The 12,783-nt window shown below is 70.6% G+C and carries 20 protein-coding genes and 1 tRNA gene; 17 read left to right on the top strand and 4 right to left on the bottom strand.

The window, feature by feature from the left end:
• Window positions 1-10: 10 nt before the first annotated feature.
• From DFR50_RS26705 to DFR50_RS26655, 12 genes are all read left to right on the top strand, one after another.
• A complete protein-coding gene (locus tag DFR50_RS26705) occupies window positions 11-334 on the top strand; it encodes a hypothetical protein (protein WP_113892557.1) in 324 nt (107 codons plus the stop codon).
• The gene (locus DFR50_RS26700) at window positions 331-1,161 is read left to right on the top strand and encodes a hypothetical protein (protein WP_113892555.1); all 831 of its coding nucleotides are present in this window, start codon (window positions 331-333) and stop codon (window positions 1,159-1,161) included. Before DFR50_RS26705 ends, DFR50_RS26700 begins: the two co-directional genes overlap by 4 nt.
• 10 nt (window positions 1,162-1,171) lie before the next feature.
• Complete coding sequence (locus DFR50_RS26695; RefSeq protein ID WP_113892553.1) at window positions 1,172-1,900, top strand: hypothetical protein; 729 nt, start codon at window positions 1,172-1,174, stop codon at window positions 1,898-1,900.
• Entirely contained in the window at window positions 1,897-2,340 is a 444-nt protein-coding gene (locus DFR50_RS26690; RefSeq protein WP_113892551.1) for a hypothetical protein, read from the top strand. Before DFR50_RS26695 ends, DFR50_RS26690 begins: the two co-directional genes overlap by 4 nt.
• Window positions 2,341-2,470: 130 nt before the next feature.
• Complete coding sequence (locus DFR50_RS26685; RefSeq protein WP_113892549.1) at window positions 2,471-3,043, top strand: hypothetical protein; 573 nt, start codon at window positions 2,471-2,473, stop codon at window positions 3,041-3,043.
• 28 nt (window positions 3,044-3,071) lie between these two features.
• Window positions 3,072-3,260, top strand: a complete 189-nt coding sequence (locus tag DFR50_RS26680; RefSeq protein WP_113892506.1) for a hypothetical protein — start codon at window positions 3,072-3,074, stop codon at window positions 3,258-3,260.
• Window positions 3,261-3,268: 8 nt separating this feature from the next.
• Window positions 3,269-3,652 (top strand): hypothetical protein, encoded by a 384-nt coding sequence (locus DFR50_RS26675; RefSeq protein ID WP_113892504.1) that lies wholly within the window; start codon window positions 3,269-3,271, stop codon window positions 3,650-3,652.
• Entirely contained in the window at window positions 3,649-4,044 is a 396-nt protein-coding gene (locus DFR50_RS26670; RefSeq protein WP_113892502.1) for a hypothetical protein, read from the top strand. Before DFR50_RS26675 ends, DFR50_RS26670 begins: the two co-directional genes overlap by 4 nt.
• Window positions 4,045-4,208: 164 nt before the next feature.
• The gene (locus DFR50_RS26665; RefSeq protein ID WP_113892501.1) at window positions 4,209-4,643 is read left to right on the top strand and encodes a hypothetical protein; all 435 of its coding nucleotides are present in this window, start codon (window positions 4,209-4,211) and stop codon (window positions 4,641-4,643) included.
• Complete coding sequence (locus tag DFR50_RS26660; protein WP_170153407.1) at window positions 4,643-5,908, top strand: hypothetical protein; 1,266 nt, start codon at window positions 4,643-4,645, stop codon at window positions 5,906-5,908. The genes DFR50_RS26665 and DFR50_RS26660 overlap by 1 nt, the downstream gene beginning before the upstream one ends.
• 59 nt (window positions 5,909-5,967) lie before the next feature.
• On the top strand, window positions 5,968-6,378 hold the full coding sequence (locus DFR50_RS32360) for a DUF1937 family protein (RefSeq protein WP_170153406.1): 411 nt from the start codon (window positions 5,968-5,970) through the stop codon (window positions 6,376-6,378).
• Between the two features lies 1 nt (window position 6,379).
• Entirely contained in the window at window positions 6,380-6,790 is a 411-nt protein-coding gene (locus DFR50_RS26655) for a dATP/dGTP diphosphohydrolase domain-containing protein (protein ID WP_113892499.1), read from the top strand.
• On the opposite strand, the gene DFR50_RS26650 is transcribed toward DFR50_RS26655, so the two are convergent.
• From DFR50_RS26650 to DFR50_RS26640, 3 genes are all read right to left on the bottom strand, one after another.
• Window positions 6,739-6,975 (bottom strand): hypothetical protein, encoded by a 237-nt coding sequence (locus DFR50_RS26650; RefSeq protein WP_113892497.1) that lies wholly within the window; start codon window positions 6,973-6,975, stop codon window positions 6,739-6,741. The two genes, DFR50_RS26655 and DFR50_RS26650, sit on opposite strands and share 52 nt — an antisense overlap.
• A gap of 16 nt (window positions 6,976-6,991) precedes the next feature.
• Window positions 6,992-7,534, bottom strand: a complete 543-nt coding sequence (locus DFR50_RS26645) for a phospholipase D-like domain-containing protein (RefSeq protein WP_113892495.1) — start codon at window positions 7,532-7,534, stop codon at window positions 6,992-6,994.
• A gap of 169 nt (window positions 7,535-7,703) precedes the next feature.
• Window positions 7,704-7,778 (bottom strand) — tRNA-Val (locus DFR50_RS26640).
• 73 nt (window positions 7,779-7,851) lie between these two features.
• On the opposite strand from DFR50_RS26640, the gene DFR50_RS26635 reads away from it, so the two are divergent.
• The 5 genes from DFR50_RS26635 (at window position 7,852) to hmuQ (ending at window position 12,123) form a co-directional block, all read left to right on the top strand.
• The gene (locus DFR50_RS26635) at window positions 7,852-8,397 is read left to right on the top strand and encodes a GNAT family N-acetyltransferase (RefSeq protein ID WP_113892493.1); all 546 of its coding nucleotides are present in this window, start codon (window positions 7,852-7,854) and stop codon (window positions 8,395-8,397) included.
• A gap of 171 nt (window positions 8,398-8,568) precedes the next feature.
• Entirely contained in the window at window positions 8,569-10,368 is a 1,800-nt protein-coding gene (locus DFR50_RS26630) for an NAD(P)/FAD-dependent oxidoreductase (RefSeq protein ID WP_113892491.1), read from the top strand.
• 121 nt (window positions 10,369-10,489) lie between these two features.
• Window positions 10,490-11,299 (top strand): bestrophin-like domain, encoded by an 810-nt coding sequence (locus tag DFR50_RS26625; RefSeq protein WP_113892489.1) that lies wholly within the window; start codon window positions 10,490-10,492, stop codon window positions 11,297-11,299.
• A gap of 76 nt (window positions 11,300-11,375) precedes the next feature.
• The gene (locus DFR50_RS26620) at window positions 11,376-11,681 is read left to right on the top strand and encodes a GNAT family N-acetyltransferase (RefSeq protein WP_113892486.1); all 306 of its coding nucleotides are present in this window, start codon (window positions 11,376-11,378) and stop codon (window positions 11,679-11,681) included.
• Between the two features lie 118 nt (window positions 11,682-11,799).
• Window positions 11,800-12,123: a heme-degrading protein HmuQ gene (hmuQ, locus tag DFR50_RS26615; RefSeq protein ID WP_113892484.1), complete on the top strand. Its 324-nt coding sequence runs from the start codon at window positions 11,800-11,802 to the stop codon at window positions 12,121-12,123.
• 100 nt (window positions 12,124-12,223) lie between these two features.
• On the opposite strand, the gene DFR50_RS26610 is transcribed toward hmuQ, so the two are convergent.
• Complete coding sequence (locus DFR50_RS26610) at window positions 12,224-12,712, bottom strand: hypothetical protein (protein ID WP_147262941.1); 489 nt, start codon at window positions 12,710-12,712, stop codon at window positions 12,224-12,226.
• Window positions 12,713-12,783: the final 71 nt, after the last annotated feature.

Here is a 12,783-nt window from a genome sequence, read left to right as displayed (position 1 = left end):
AGTTTTCCGCATGCGCTATCTCGTTTTCGCGTGTCTCCTGCTGGCGCAGGGCGTGGGCGAAGCCCGCGCCGAGATGACGCCCGTCGCTCCCGGCCAGTACGGGATCGGCGGCTTCGGCCCGATTGTGCTCAGCATTCCGGACGGCGCGGCTTTCGCGACCGTCTGCGCCGAGGGCGCGCCCGCGCGCTTCACCACCGACGGCGTCACGGTCCCGTCCGGCCGCATCGGCATGCCGCTCCCTGCCGGCGAATGCGTCGCGCTCTCCGGCCCGGCGGTGCTGTCGGCCTTCCGCGCGGTCGCGGCCGGAAGCCTCGACGTCGAGTATTTCCGATGAGGCTCGCCCTGTTCGCCGCCCGGATCGGCGGCCTCCTCGAGCCATGGATGTGGGCCTGCGCCGCGGCGCTGTTTGCGCTCTCCGCGCAGCCCGCCCCGGCGCAGACGACGCCGGGCTCGATCGCGCGCGCGACAGCGCTCGGCGGCGGCGCGATCGTGATCGGCAATGTCGACATCCTCGGCTCCGGCGGCGCGGTTCTCGACAGCGCAGCCGGCACGAGCGCCGCGCAGGCGCTCGGCGTCCAGGGCGTGATGGGGGGCGTCCCGCTCCCGGTCTCGGGCGCGCTCGGCCGCTCGTGGACGCTCGGCGCCTCGGACAACCCTGTCCTCGGCGCGGGCGCGAACACGATCGGCTCGATCGCCAATCTGAGCTTCGGCATTTCCGGAACGCTGCCGGCGTTCGCCGCGACCCCGACCGTCAACCTCGGGGCCCTCAACGGCGGGGCGCTCGATGCGAGCGTCCAGGCGGTCAAGACGGCGCTCGGCTCGCCGATGCAGCAGACCGGCGGAACGGTCGGGATCGCGCCGGGCGCGAACACGATCGGCACGGTCGGCCCCTACGGCTACACGCCCTTCTCCGGCGCCGGACAGCACGGCCTCGCGCCGACCTCGGCGAAGGCGCTCACCGTCCCGAGCGGGGCGGCCTATGCGACGATCTGCGCCCGGACCGCCGAGGTGGAATACACGACCGACGGCTCGACGCCGTCCGCCTCGGCCGGGATGCCGCTCGCGGCGGGCGCCTGCGTCGCCCTCTCAGGACCGCTGGTCGTGGCCGCCTTCCGGGCGTTCAGCGCGACCGGGACCCTCGACGTCGAATATTTCCGGTGAGGGGACCTGAATGAGCAACGTCAACGCCCTCCCGCTCTACAAGGCGACGCTCGGCGTCTCGACCGACGAGGACCTCGGCTTCGCCCTGACCTTCACGCTGGCCGACGGCGTGACGCCGCTGCCGCTGACCGGGATCGGCTTCGCCCTCTCGGTCGGGACCGTCGCCACGCTGACCAGCGCCGCCGGCGGCGGCCTGACCATCGCCGGCGCCGCGAGCAACATTTTGTCCGTCTTCTGGCCGGCCTCGTCGAAGACGGACTGGCTCGGCGTCTACCCGCTCGGGCTCGCGGCGAGCGACGGGTCCTACACCCGCGAAGTGTTTCAGGGCGCGACCTCGTCGCTCTCGGTCTATTGGGGCGCCTCGTCGCCGATCGCGCTGCAACAGGTCGCCTCGCCGAGCCAGAACCTGCTGTCGGCCGTCAACGCCGTGCCGGGCGCCGAGACCGCGGCGCTCGCCGCGATCACGTCCGCCTTCGCCGCGCGCCCGAACGTCGTGACCGATTCCACGATCACGCTCCCCGGCCCCGGCTGGTGGCTGATCGAGACGGCGGGCGCTGTCCTGACGCTGCCGGATCTCTCGGCCGGCGGTCCCGTCGTGATCACCGACGCGACCGGCTCGTTCGCCCCGAACATCCAGATCGTCGGGACCGTCAACGGCGACGCGGGCGGCCTCCTCCTCACCGCCCGGGGCCAGTCCGTGACCCTCGGCGCAGGCTCGAACTCGTGGTGGATGCAATGACGCGCGCGCTTCTTCTCGCCTCCGCCGCCCTCGCGCTCGGCCTCGCGCCGGCGTCCGCGACCGTCATCCCGGAAGGGATCCAGACGCAGGCCTCGGCCGCGATCAGCCTTTCGACCGAATCGACGCTCGCCACGACCCTCGTCGCCGCCGCGACCGGCAAGGCGATCTACGTCACGGCCTTCGACTTCGCCTTCGCCGGCGTGGGATCGTTCTCGCTCGCGTATGGAACGACGGCCGCGACCCCATGCGACACCGGAACGACCGTGCTGGCCGGCCCGTGGGCGTCCGGCGGCTACCAGACGCTCGCCAAGGGCAACGGCGGCGCAGTCCTCTTCATCGTCCCCGCCGGCAACGCCTTGTGCGCCGTCATGACCGGGGACGGCCTGACCGGCGGCCACCCGTCGAGCGTCGGCGGATCGGTCTCCTACAGCCAGTTCTGACGCCGAAATCCCCTCTCCCCTTGCGGGAGAGGGTGGCGCGAAGCGCCGGGTGAGGGTTCGCAACGCCTCCGCCCGCCCACGCCCCGGCGCCCCGCGCGCCCGCCCCCATTCCCATCCGAAAGGCTCGCCCATGACGCTCGCCGCCCCGGCGGAGTTCTTCCGCTGCGCCCGAAACCGCCTGTTCGCCGGCTCCATGACGCAAGGACAGGTCGAGGGGACCAACGCCCTCCTCGACGCCTGGGACCGCCACGACATCCGCTGGCTCGCCTACGCGCTCGCGACCGCGTTCCACGAGACCGCCCAGACGATGGAGCCGATCGCCGAATACGGCCGCGGCCGTGGCCAGCCCTATGGCGCGGCCGTGGGGCCGTTCGGGCAGCGGTACTACGGTCGCGGCTACGTGCAACTCACCTGGCGGCACAATTACGCCCGCGCCGACGCCGAGCTGCCCGGCTTCGACCTCGTCAAGACGCCCGACAATGCGCTGAAGCCCGAGATCGCCGCGGTCGTGATGCTGCGCGGCATGACGGAGGGCTGGTTCACCGGTCTGAAGCTCGACGACTACTTTCCGCTGAAGGCCCCGCAGCGCGCCGACTGGGTCAACGCCCGGCGCATCATCAACGGCCTCGACTGCGCCGCGCGCATCGCCCTCTACGGCCAGCAGTTTCGCGAGGCGCTCGAGGCCGGCGGCTACGCGCCCTGATTGTTTCACCCCCGAAAGGAGACCAGCCATGAAATACGTCACCACCGGCACCGTCGCCGGCGTCCTCTCGTTCGCCGCCGTCCTCGCCGGCGCGTTCGGCAAGTCCGCGCTCGCGGCGTTCCTCTCCGACCCGCACACCGCCGCGACCGTGCTCACCGTGGCCGGCGGCCTCGGCGCGCTCGTCAGCGGCGCCCTCGCCGGCGTCCAGGCGAAGTGAGGGGCGCGATGAAGCCGATCCTCGCCCTCCTCGCCCTCGCGCTCGCCGGGCTCGCCCTCGCCGGCTGCCAGTCGACCGGCGGCCCCGCGATCTCCGCAGCCTCCGTGCAGGCCGACGCGAAGGCGGCCGTGCAGGCCTTCTGCGCGACCGGCCTGCCGGCGGCGCAGCCGTTCGTCGCCGAGCTGAACGCCCAGCTTCAGGCCGACTACCGGACCGTGTCGACGGCCTGTGCGCTGCTCGCGAACGGCGGGGCGATCAACCCCATCGCCGCCGCGGCCGCCGCGCTCGCCCTCTACGATGGGCTCAAGGCAACCTATCCGAAGGCGTTCACGGCGCTGGCGCCCGCCGACATGACGAGCCTGCGGCGGATCTCCGTCCGCGGTCTCCGGTGAGCTGCGTCGACTGGCTCCGCCGCGCCGCCGGCGCGGCGGCGTCCCTGTCCCCGACCGCGCCGGGCGCTGCGCCGCCTCCGGCGTCCGTCCCGATCGGCCGGGCGAAACTGACCGTCGGCGAGGCCCGCGCGCTCGCGGGCGTCGTCGCGCACGTCGTCTCGGGCTCGGCAGGCCGCGCCGATGCGGAAGCCGTCGCCGACGCCGTGATCGACGTCGCGCTCTCGGCCGCGAACCCGCTGGTCGCGGCGCTCGTCGCGCCGGCCGCCGACGCCCTCGCCGCGCTCGTAATCGAGCGCATCGCGTCGGGCGCGATCCGGGGCGACCCGGACCCGATCCACGACGCGCAGACGCAACCCTCGTCGATCACGCACGGCCGCTGGATCGGCCGGTGAACATGAGCGAGCCGCCGGAAGCGTTCCATCGCGACCGGCGGCTCTGACCAAACCGATCCTGGCGGAATCGGAGCGGCCGAACCCATCCTCGCACGAGACCGTGCGCGCGGGCAAAGCGCGACCGGCCGGGCGGTCCGCCCCAACCCTTCGAGGATCAACGAACCATGGAGCCGGGCCCCGACGACGTGACGACCGTGACCGGATGGCTGCATTATTGGGAGCATTTCATCATGTGGGGCGTCGGCGTCGCCGCCGGCGTCTCGGCGATGGTCTTTCGCCGCGCGCGCGCCGAAGGCGCCGAGGCCGCGAAGGCCTCGGTCCACGCCGCGGCGGTCGAAAACCTCGCCGCGCGCGTCCAGGCGATCGAGAGCGGCCACCGCGCCTGCATGCCGGCGGTCGCCGCGGCCGACGCGCTGCGCGCCCGGGTCGAGGCGCTCGAATCGCGCGAGCGGCTGGCGGGCGAGAAGGTCGCCGCGCTCGCCGCGACCATGGCCGCCGTCCAGACCGCCGTCGAGCGGATCGAGGGCCGGATCGATGACGGCTTCGCCTCCGTCGGCGCGGCGCTGGCGCAGATCGCCGCCGGCCGGGCGCACGCCTGATGGCCGCCCGTCCCGTTTCCGACGAATTCCTGAAACAGGTCGTCGCCGAGGTCGAGGTGGCGGTCGCGAAGGGCCACGCGCCGCCCGGGGCCATGCCGCCGCCGGGCGCGCGCTCGGCCGTCCAGGTCGTGGCTGCGGCGCGAAAGCTGTCGCAGGCCCATCCGGTCACGCGCTGGCTGAAGATCGCCGAGCAGCGCGGCCTCTATCGCATAGGCCCGACGCCGGTCGAACTGCGCGACGCGGCCTTCTGGCGACGCCGCGCCAAGACGCTCGCCGACGAGCTCGCCGGATCGAACCACCTCCTCGCCCAGGTCGCCGGTCTCGTCGACCGGCCGCTCGATCCACCGAAATGGGCGCTTCCCGCCGCGAAGGCGAGCGGCAAATCGAGCCGCGCCGTCGGGCTTTTGCAGATCTCCGACGTCCACGGCGGCGAGATCGTCCGGGCGAACGAGGTCGCGGGCCTCAACGCCTACGACCTCGACGTCTGCGCGGCGCGGCTGAAGCGCCTCTACGAGGCCGCGGCGAGAATTCTGCCTCGCTGGTCGGCCGACTGCCGGCTCGAGGGCGTCTATGTCGCGCTGAACGGCGACCTCGTCTCGGGCGACATCCACGACGAGCTGCGCCGCACCAACGCGCTCACCGCGCAGGAACAGGTCTGGTTCGTCGCCGACCGCAACGCGGCCGGAATCGAGCTGCTCGCCGAGGCCTTCGGCCGCGTCGTGGTCGTGGTCACGCCGGGCAATCACGGCCGCTCGACGATCAAGACCAACGCCAAGACGACGGCAGCGCTGAACTACGACACGATGATCGGCGAGGCTTTGCGCCGGCATTTCGCCGGCGACAGGCGCGTGACGGTCGTCGTGTCGCCGTCGCGCGACGCGATCTACGAGATTCTGGGCTGGCGCGTGCTGCAGACCCACGGCGACGAGGGCGGCGGCGGCGGCCAGGGCTTTGCGGGGCCGGTGCTGCCGATCGTGCGCAAGAACCGGATGATGGAGTTCGTCTCGGCCCAGACGCGCGACTTCTTCGACATCGTGCTCACCGGCCACTATCATCTCTCGACCAACCCGACCCGAAAGCATTTCGGCAACGGGTCCGTCGTCGGCTACTCCGAATTCGCCCGCCAGATCCGCGCCGAGCCCGAGCCGCCGATGCAATGGCTCCTGCTCGTGACCGAACGCTGGGGCGTCCGCGAACGCCTCCCCATCGTCCTCGAGGACCCGCGCGCCGCCGCGCCCTCTCCCTCCTCGCCCGCGAAGCGGTAGAGGACAGGCCGCGAAGCGGCCAGGTGAGGGTCCGCAACGCCAAACCAGGGACATTTCGCATGACTGACGAAAAATCCTCGCCGGCGACGCCGGTCGACCTGACCTGGGCCTATCCCGGCAAATACTTCTATCTCGCCTCGCCCTATTCGAAATGGGCCGAGGGAATCGACGACGCGGCGCATGTGATCGCCAAGGTCGCCGGAAAGCTCATCCGGCAGGGCCTGCCGGTGTTCTCGCCGATCGCGCACAGCCACACGGTCGCCCGCGCCGCAGCGATCGACCCCTATTCGCACGAAATCTGGCTCGCCGCCGACAAGCCGATCTTCGAGGGCGCCGCCGGCATGATCGTCGCCGCGCTCCCCGGCTGGCGCGAGAGCTTCGGCATCGGCGAAGAGGTCAAATGGTGTCGCGAGCACGACAAGCCCGTGTGGCTGCTCGACGTCGAGACGCTGACGCTGGCGGCGCTTTGAGATGGTCGCGCTCGACAATCTCGGCCGCAAGGACGATTCGGGCAAGGACCCCTGGCACCTGCTGCCGTTCGACGCCGTCCGCGCCATCGTCAAGGTCCTGGCGCACGGGGCGAAGAAGTACGAGCCGCGCAACTGGGAGCGCGGCATGGACTGGGAACGGCCCTACGCCGCCTGCCTTCGTCACCTGACGGCCTGGTGGGACCGCGAGGAGGGCGATCCGGAGACGGGCTTCTCCCACCTCTGGCACGCCGGCTGCTGCATCGTGTTCCTGATCGCCTTCGAATTGCGCGGCATCGGCCGCGACACGCGCCCGGCGGCGGCGCCGAAGCGCGCGTGCGTCTGCGGCCGCGACCCCTGCGCCTACGATCCGGACGCCGGCTGCGGCTCGCCGCCCCCGACCCCGGCCGGCTGAGGATCGGGCGTCTCCGCCTCGATCCTCGCTTGAGCTTCCGAGACCATCGCCCGTGTGACGAGCGGGTTGTCGAGATGGACATTGCCGTAGGCGAAGCTCGCCGCCTGCGCCCTCCGCTGCGCGTCCGTCATCGGCGGCAGCGTTCTGGCCCATGCGATCAACGCGTCGAGATTGCTCCGCGTCATTTCGTCAAACCTCCCCTTATTCCGCCGCGCGCCAGGCGCGGTCGAAGGTCGCCTCGAACCGCGCCGCCTCGCGCGCGTCCCGCATGAGTTCGAGGTCGTTCGCCTGCCGCGTCTCTCCGGAGCGCGAGAAATTCGCCGAGCCGAGCCGAAGAAGCCGCCGGTCGATCGCGTAGGCTTTCAGGTGCATCAGCGGCCCCGGCGGCGAAATCCGCACCGTCACGTTCGGCGCGGTCTCCAGCGCCGCGACGTCGGCGGATCCGGTCTGGTCGGCGGCCGACAGGTCGCGCAACAGCCTGATCGCGACCCCGCGCCGGCCGGCCTCCTTCAGCGCCTCGACCACGGCCCTGTCGCTGAGCACATAGGCCGCGAAGTCGATCCGCTCCCGCGCCTCCCCGATCGCCGCGACGTCGATTCTCTCGAGGTCCTCGTCCGGCGCGTAGTGGACCTCGATCGAAGGCGGCGGCGCCGCGCGCCAGTCGTTGACGATCAGCCCGACGCAGACAGCGCTCACGAGCAGGAACGGACCGTTCCGCCGGACCCACATCCCCGCCGTTCCCATCAGAACATCCCCCGAACGCCGCCGCACGGGTTTCGCACGGATCGCCGCACTTCGTTCCGTGTCCGTTCGCAGTTTCGCGCGTCAACGGGCAATCGGCAAGCCCAACGGCCAAGCTCCTTACGATGGTCGTAAGGGCTTGACTTGCAAAGGATATGTGGTTTTTCGGAGATGGTGGGCGCTACAGGGATTGAACCTGTGACCCCTACCATGTCAAGGTAGTGCTCTACCGCTGAGCTAAGCGCCCATCTCCAAGGGCCTCGCGCCGGGTCCCCGACCGAGAGTGCGCGGCGGTATAGACGCTCGCGGAGCGGCGCGCAATGGGCTTTTCGAACCCCGGGACAGAAAGCGCGCGGACCGCGCCGCCCGAGCCCGCGACCGTCCGCCCCGCGGGCCCGGACGACGTGGCCGCGATCATGGGCCTCGAGAGAGGGCCCGGCTTCGACGCCTTCGTCGGGCGTTCCGCCGAACCCGAGCACCGCGCGATGATGGCCGACCCCGGCTTCGCCTATCGGCTCGGCCTCGCGCGCGACGGCGCGGCGGTCGCCTTCGCCATCCTGTCCGGCCTCGGCGACCCCCACGGCAACCTGTACCTGAAGCGGGTCGCCGCGATCCGTCCGGGCGAAGGAATCGGGACGGCCTTCCTCGCGCGCGTCCTCGACGAAGCGTTCGGGAGCCTCGGCGCATGGCGGTTCCACCTCGACTGTTTTGCGCACAACCGCCGCGCCCAGGCCGCCTACGCCAGGCTCGGCTTCTCCCGCGACGGCGTCCTGCGCCAGGCCTGGCGGGCGCCCGACGGGACGCGGGCGGACCTCGTCCTGATGGCGCTGTTGAAGCCGGAATGGGAGCAGCGAGCCCGCGCCTGAGCGTCGGGTTCAAGTCCGCCTTGACCTGAAAACCTGAGCCGACCGGGACATCCCGCGATGCGGTCTGTTGTCGCCGGTTCCCGCTGACGCTATGCTGGCATGCCAGTTTGGACGGCAGGCGCGGCCACGGCCCCGCCTGCAAGCCGATCCGAACGCGAGGGAGGGATTTGCATGCTCGACGTAACACCGTCCGCACGGGCGCAGGCGTTTCTCGACCGGTTCGGCGAGGCGCTCGCCAAGCCGGACATCGAAGCCGCCGTCGCGATGTTCGCGGAAGACTCCTATTGGCGCGATCTTGTCTCCTTCACCTGGAACATCAAGACCATGGAGGGACGCGAGCAGATCCGGGACATGCTGACCCAGTGCCTGTCGACCGTGAAGCCCGGCGACTGGCGGGTCTCCGAAAAGGAGCCGGTCAACGAGGCGGGCGGCGTCATGGAGGCCTGGTTCACGTTCGAGACCGAGGTCGCGCGCGGCTACGGGCTCATGCGCATCCGCGACGGGTTGATCTGGACGCTGCTCACCACCATGGTCGAACTGAAGGGCTTCGAGGAGAAGGCCGGTTTCACCCGCCCGCTCGGGGCCAAGCACGGCGTGAATGTCGGCACGAAGAGCTGGAAGGAAACCCGCGAAGAGGAACTCGCGACCCTCGGCTATTCGAAGCAGCCCTACGTCGTCATCATCGGCGGCGGCCAGGGCGGCATCGCGCTCGGGGCCCGCTTGCGCCAGCTCGACGTGCCGACCATCATCCTCGAGAAGAACGAGCGCGCCGGCGACAGCTGGCGCAAGCGCTACAAATCGCTCTGCCTGCACGACCCGGTCTGGTACGACCACCTGCCCTACATCGACTTCCCGAAGACCTGGCCGGTGTTCTCGCCCAAGGACAAGATCGGCGACTGGCTGGAGATGTACGTCAAGGTCATGGATCTGAACTACTGGACGAAGTCCGAGACGAAGTCGGCGACCTTCGACGAGGCGACGAAGGAATGGACGGTCGTCGTCGACCGGGACGGCGAAGAGGTCGTGTTGCACCCCAGGCAGCTCGTGTTCGCCACCGGCATGTCCGGCAAGGCCAACGTGCCGCAATTCAAGGGCGCCGAGACCTTCCTCGGCGACCAGCACCATTCCTCGCGGCATCCCGGCCCCGACGCCTACAGGGGCAAGAAGGCGGTGGTGATCGGTTCGAACAACTCCGCCCACGACATCGCCGCGGCGCTGTACGAGAACGGCGCCGACGTGACCATGATCCAGCGCTCGACCACGCACATCGTGCGCTCGGAATCGCTGATGGAGATCGGCCTCGGCGATCTTTATTCCGAGCGCGCGGTACAGGGCGGCATGACCACCGCCAAGGCGGACCTGATCTTCGCTTCCCTCCCCTATGCGATCCTGCACACGTTCCAGAAACCGGTGTACGACAAGATCCGCGAGGTCGACGCCGACTTCTACGCGGCGCTGGAGAAGGCCGGCTTCCGGCTCGACTTCGGCGTCGACGATTCGGGCCTGTTCATGAAGTACCTGCGCCGCGGCTCGGGCTACTACATCGACATCGGCGCCTCGCAGCTCGTCATCGACGGCAAGATCAAGCTGGCGCAGGGGCAGGTGGTCGAGATCCTGCCTCACGGCCTGAAGCTCGACACCGGCGAGGAGGTTCCGGCCGACCTGATCGTCTACGCCACCGGCTACGGCTCGATGAACGGCTGGGTCGCGGACCTGTGCGGGCAGGCGTTGGCCGACAAGGTCGGCAAGTGCTGGGGCATCGGCTCCGCGACGCCCAAGGACCCGGGTCCGTGGGAAGGCGAGCAGCGCAACATGTGGAAGCCGACCCAGCAGGAGGCGCTGTGGATGCACGGCGGCAACCTGCACCAGTCGCGCCACTATTCGCAGTTCCTGTCGCTGCAACTGAAGGCGCGCATGGAGGGGATAGCGACGCCCGTCTACGGGCTGCAGCCGTCGCACCACAAGAGCTGAGCGAAACCCGCTTGCCGGGAGCGGGGCGCGGGGATCGTCCGCGGCTCGCTCCCGCGCCCGCGCGCTTCGGACGCGATCGTGCTATGTCCGGCGCGGCTCTTCCCGCACCCCCTCGAGGCCCATGCATTCGCTCACCCGCTCCGTCGCAATCGGACTGACCACTTTCGGCGCCAGCGTCGTGGGCATGCTGATCGAGTGGGAGGCGCCCCTCGACATGCTCAACGCGTCGAAGGGCGCGGTCGGGGGAATGGTCGGGCTCGTGTCGCTGCTGCTCGCGCTCGTCCTCGGCCTGCTGATCTGGACCGCATTCGGCGTGTTCGCCACGCAGCAGTCGGAGGCCTATTCGCTCGGGCCGGTCGTGGCCGACATCGATCTCGCGCTCGAACGCTACGGACCGGAGGGGGCCGGCGGCCGGGCGGGCCTGCGCGCCTCGCTCGCGCGTTCGCGCGCCCGCTTCTTCGACGGCGACGGCGCGGGACCGCGGCCGTTCACCTTCGCCGAGACGAAAACCATCTTCGCCGGCCTCGACGGCTATTTCGACAGCCTCGAGCCCAGGACCGACCGGCAGCGGCGCGAACTCGCCAAGGCCTGGGATCTCGCGCGCAAATACCAGGACACGCAGATGAGAATGGCGCGCCAGCTCGCGAGCCCGTTTCCGCCGCATGTGCTGACGATCGTGATCGGCTGGGCGACGGTGCTGTTTCTCGGCAACGGGCTGGTGGCGACGCCGAACGCGATCACGATCATCGCCCTTCTGGCGGGCGCGATCTCGATCGCCACCGCGATCTTTCTGATCCTGGAGCTCAGCCACCCCTACACCGGCCTCATCCGGATCTCGCCGGCCGGCGTCGACAGCGCGCTCGGCGTCCTTGGCGAGGTCGCAGCGGCGGTCCCGGACGGATCGGCGCGGAACGAGGCGGCGCCGGCGTGAGTTTCGAGGCTGCGGGCGCAATCCGTGGATTGCGCGTCGCTTCGAGGGGGCGAGGGCGGGAGCGGAGAGGACGACGATGAGCGACGCGCTTCGGATCGAGAAGGAGGAGCAGGGCGCCGGCGGCCGCTACGTGGCCCGGATCGACGGCCGCGACGGCGAGGCCGAATTGATCTTCACCCGCCGCGGCGCCCGTCTCATCAGCGCCGATCACACCGAGGCGCCGGTGAGCCTGCGCGGGACCGGCGCGGCGCAGGCGCTGGTCGAGCGCATGGTCGCCGACGCCCGCGCGTCGGGTTTCAGGATCGCGCCGGTCTGCCCCTTCGTGCTCGCCTGGTCGAAGAAGCATCCCGAATGGAGCGACGTGTTCGCGGCGCCGACATAGGGGCGCGGGACCCCGCTGGTCGTTGCGAGCGGCGCGACGTCGGGGGTGGCGACGGTTGACGATCGCCACAGGCGCCGACTATCGACGCATTGACTGCAGGCTTTCGACAAGGACGCCCATGTTCATCGCCATGAACCGCTTCAAGGTGCTCAAGGACGCAGGCGCTGCGTTCGAAACCGTGTGGCTGTCGCGCGACAGCCATCTCGATCACGTCCCCGGCTTCGTCGCCTTCCACCTGCTGCGCGGGCCCGAGCGCGACGATCACGTGCTCTATTCGTCGCACACGATGTGGGAGAGCCGCGACGCCTTCGCCGCCTGGACCCAGTCCGAGGCCTTTCGCGCCGCCCACCGCAACGCCGGCGACAACAAGCCGCTCTATCTCGGGCATCCCGAGTTCGAGGGCTTCGACGTCATCCAGACGGTCGAGAAGGCGGAGGCGTGAAGCCTTTTCCCGCTGGATCGAACTGACCGACCTCGCTGTCGCCGGCCGCCTCGATTTTCGCCAGGGCCGGCGCGCCCCGCGTCGCCGCCCTTCGGGTTCGCTAGTCCCGGATCGGCTTCCACTGGTCGGCGAAGAAACCGCGCCGGTCGAGCGGGCTGGCGCGGCCGGCGACCGCCTTCGTCCCGGCGCAGGTCCAGGCGTAGGCCGTGTCATGCCCGGTCGCGTAGGCCGGAATCTCGTCCGCGCCCGGATGCTCCCGGCACCAGGCTTCGGCCCCGGCGGACGCGGGCGCGGTGTCCGCCTTGGCGCAGCTCAGGTTCGCGCCATGGGTGCAGACCCAGACGACGCCGTCCATGCAGCGATAGACCGTCGACCGCACGACATAGTCGTCGGGCGCTTCGCTGGCGAAGCCGAGCGCCGCGCGGGCCCTGGCTGCGAGGGATTGCGGGATCGGGCGGGCGCGATCGTCGTCGCCGGGCGCGCAGATTGCGCTCGGGTCCGCCGCGGCGAACGCGGGCGCGATCGGAGCCGCGAGGCCGACGAGGACCAGCGCGGCGGACGACACGACTGCACGGCTCCGGACACCCATGGCGCTCGCCCCTTCAGCACGCGAGAGACTTTCGCCATCAGGGCACGAAGTCGGCCGGGCGATCAAGGCCT

This window comes from Roseiarcus fermentans (assembly GCF_003315135.1).
Classification (GTDB): Bacteria; Pseudomonadota; Alphaproteobacteria; order Rhizobiales; family Beijerinckiaceae; genus Roseiarcus; species Roseiarcus fermentans.
The sequence above is the reverse complement of the archived record's forward strand: the minus strand, read 5'-3'. Positions and strand labels throughout refer to the sequence as shown.

Excerpts from the sequence above, each read along its gene's own strand:
- DFR50_RS26635 (WP_113892493.1), top strand. The coding sequence starts at position 7,852 with ATGGGCTTTTCGAACCCCGGGACAGAAAGCGCGCGGACCGCGCCGCCC.
- DFR50_RS26685 (WP_113892549.1), top strand. The coding sequence starts at position 2,471 with ATGACGCTCGCCGCCCCGGCGGAGTTCTTCCGCTGCGCCCGAAACCGC.
- DFR50_RS26630 (WP_113892491.1), top strand. The coding sequence starts at position 8,569 with ATGCTCGACGTAACACCGTCCGCACGGGCGCAGGCGTTTCTCGACCGG.
- DFR50_RS26660 (WP_170153407.1), top strand. The coding sequence starts at position 4,643 with ATGGCCGCCCGTCCCGTTTCCGACGAATTCCTGAAACAGGTCGTCGCC.
- hmuQ (WP_113892484.1), top strand. The coding sequence starts at position 11,800 with ATGTTCATCGCCATGAACCGCTTCAAGGTGCTCAAGGACGCAGGCGCT.
- DFR50_RS26665 (WP_113892501.1), top strand. The coding sequence starts at position 4,209 with ATGGAGCCGGGCCCCGACGACGTGACGACCGTGACCGGATGGCTGCAT.
- DFR50_RS26645 (WP_113892495.1), bottom strand. The coding sequence starts at position 7,534 with ATGGGAACGGCGGGGATGTGGGTCCGGCGGAACGGTCCGTTCCTGCTC.
- DFR50_RS26705 (WP_113892557.1), top strand. The coding sequence starts at position 11 with ATGCGCTATCTCGTTTTCGCGTGTCTCCTGCTGGCGCAGGGCGTGGGC.
- DFR50_RS26625 (WP_113892489.1), top strand. The coding sequence starts at position 10,490 with ATGCATTCGCTCACCCGCTCCGTCGCAATCGGACTGACCACTTTCGGC.
- DFR50_RS26695 (WP_113892553.1), top strand. The coding sequence starts at position 1,172 with ATGAGCAACGTCAACGCCCTCCCGCTCTACAAGGCGACGCTCGGCGTC.
- DFR50_RS26655 (WP_113892499.1), top strand. The coding sequence starts at position 6,380 with ATGGTCGCGCTCGACAATCTCGGCCGCAAGGACGATTCGGGCAAGGAC.
- DFR50_RS26690 (WP_113892551.1), top strand. The coding sequence starts at position 1,897 with ATGACGCGCGCGCTTCTTCTCGCCTCCGCCGCCCTCGCGCTCGGCCTC.
- DFR50_RS26680 (WP_113892506.1), top strand. The coding sequence starts at position 3,072 with ATGAAATACGTCACCACCGGCACCGTCGCCGGCGTCCTCTCGTTCGCC.
- DFR50_RS26675 (WP_113892504.1), top strand. The coding sequence starts at position 3,269 with ATGAAGCCGATCCTCGCCCTCCTCGCCCTCGCGCTCGCCGGGCTCGCC.
- DFR50_RS26620 (WP_113892486.1), top strand. The coding sequence starts at position 11,376 with ATGAGCGACGCGCTTCGGATCGAGAAGGAGGAGCAGGGCGCCGGCGGC.
- DFR50_RS32360 (WP_170153406.1), top strand. The coding sequence starts at position 5,968 with ATGACTGACGAAAAATCCTCGCCGGCGACGCCGGTCGACCTGACCTGG.
- DFR50_RS26700 (WP_113892555.1), top strand. The coding sequence starts at position 331 with ATGAGGCTCGCCCTGTTCGCCGCCCGGATCGGCGGCCTCCTCGAGCCA.
- DFR50_RS26610 (WP_147262941.1), bottom strand. The coding sequence starts at position 12,712 with ATGGGTGTCCGGAGCCGTGCAGTCGTGTCGTCCGCCGCGCTGGTCCTC.
- DFR50_RS26650 (WP_113892497.1), bottom strand. The coding sequence starts at position 6,975 with ATGACGCGGAGCAATCTCGACGCGTTGATCGCATGGGCCAGAACGCTG.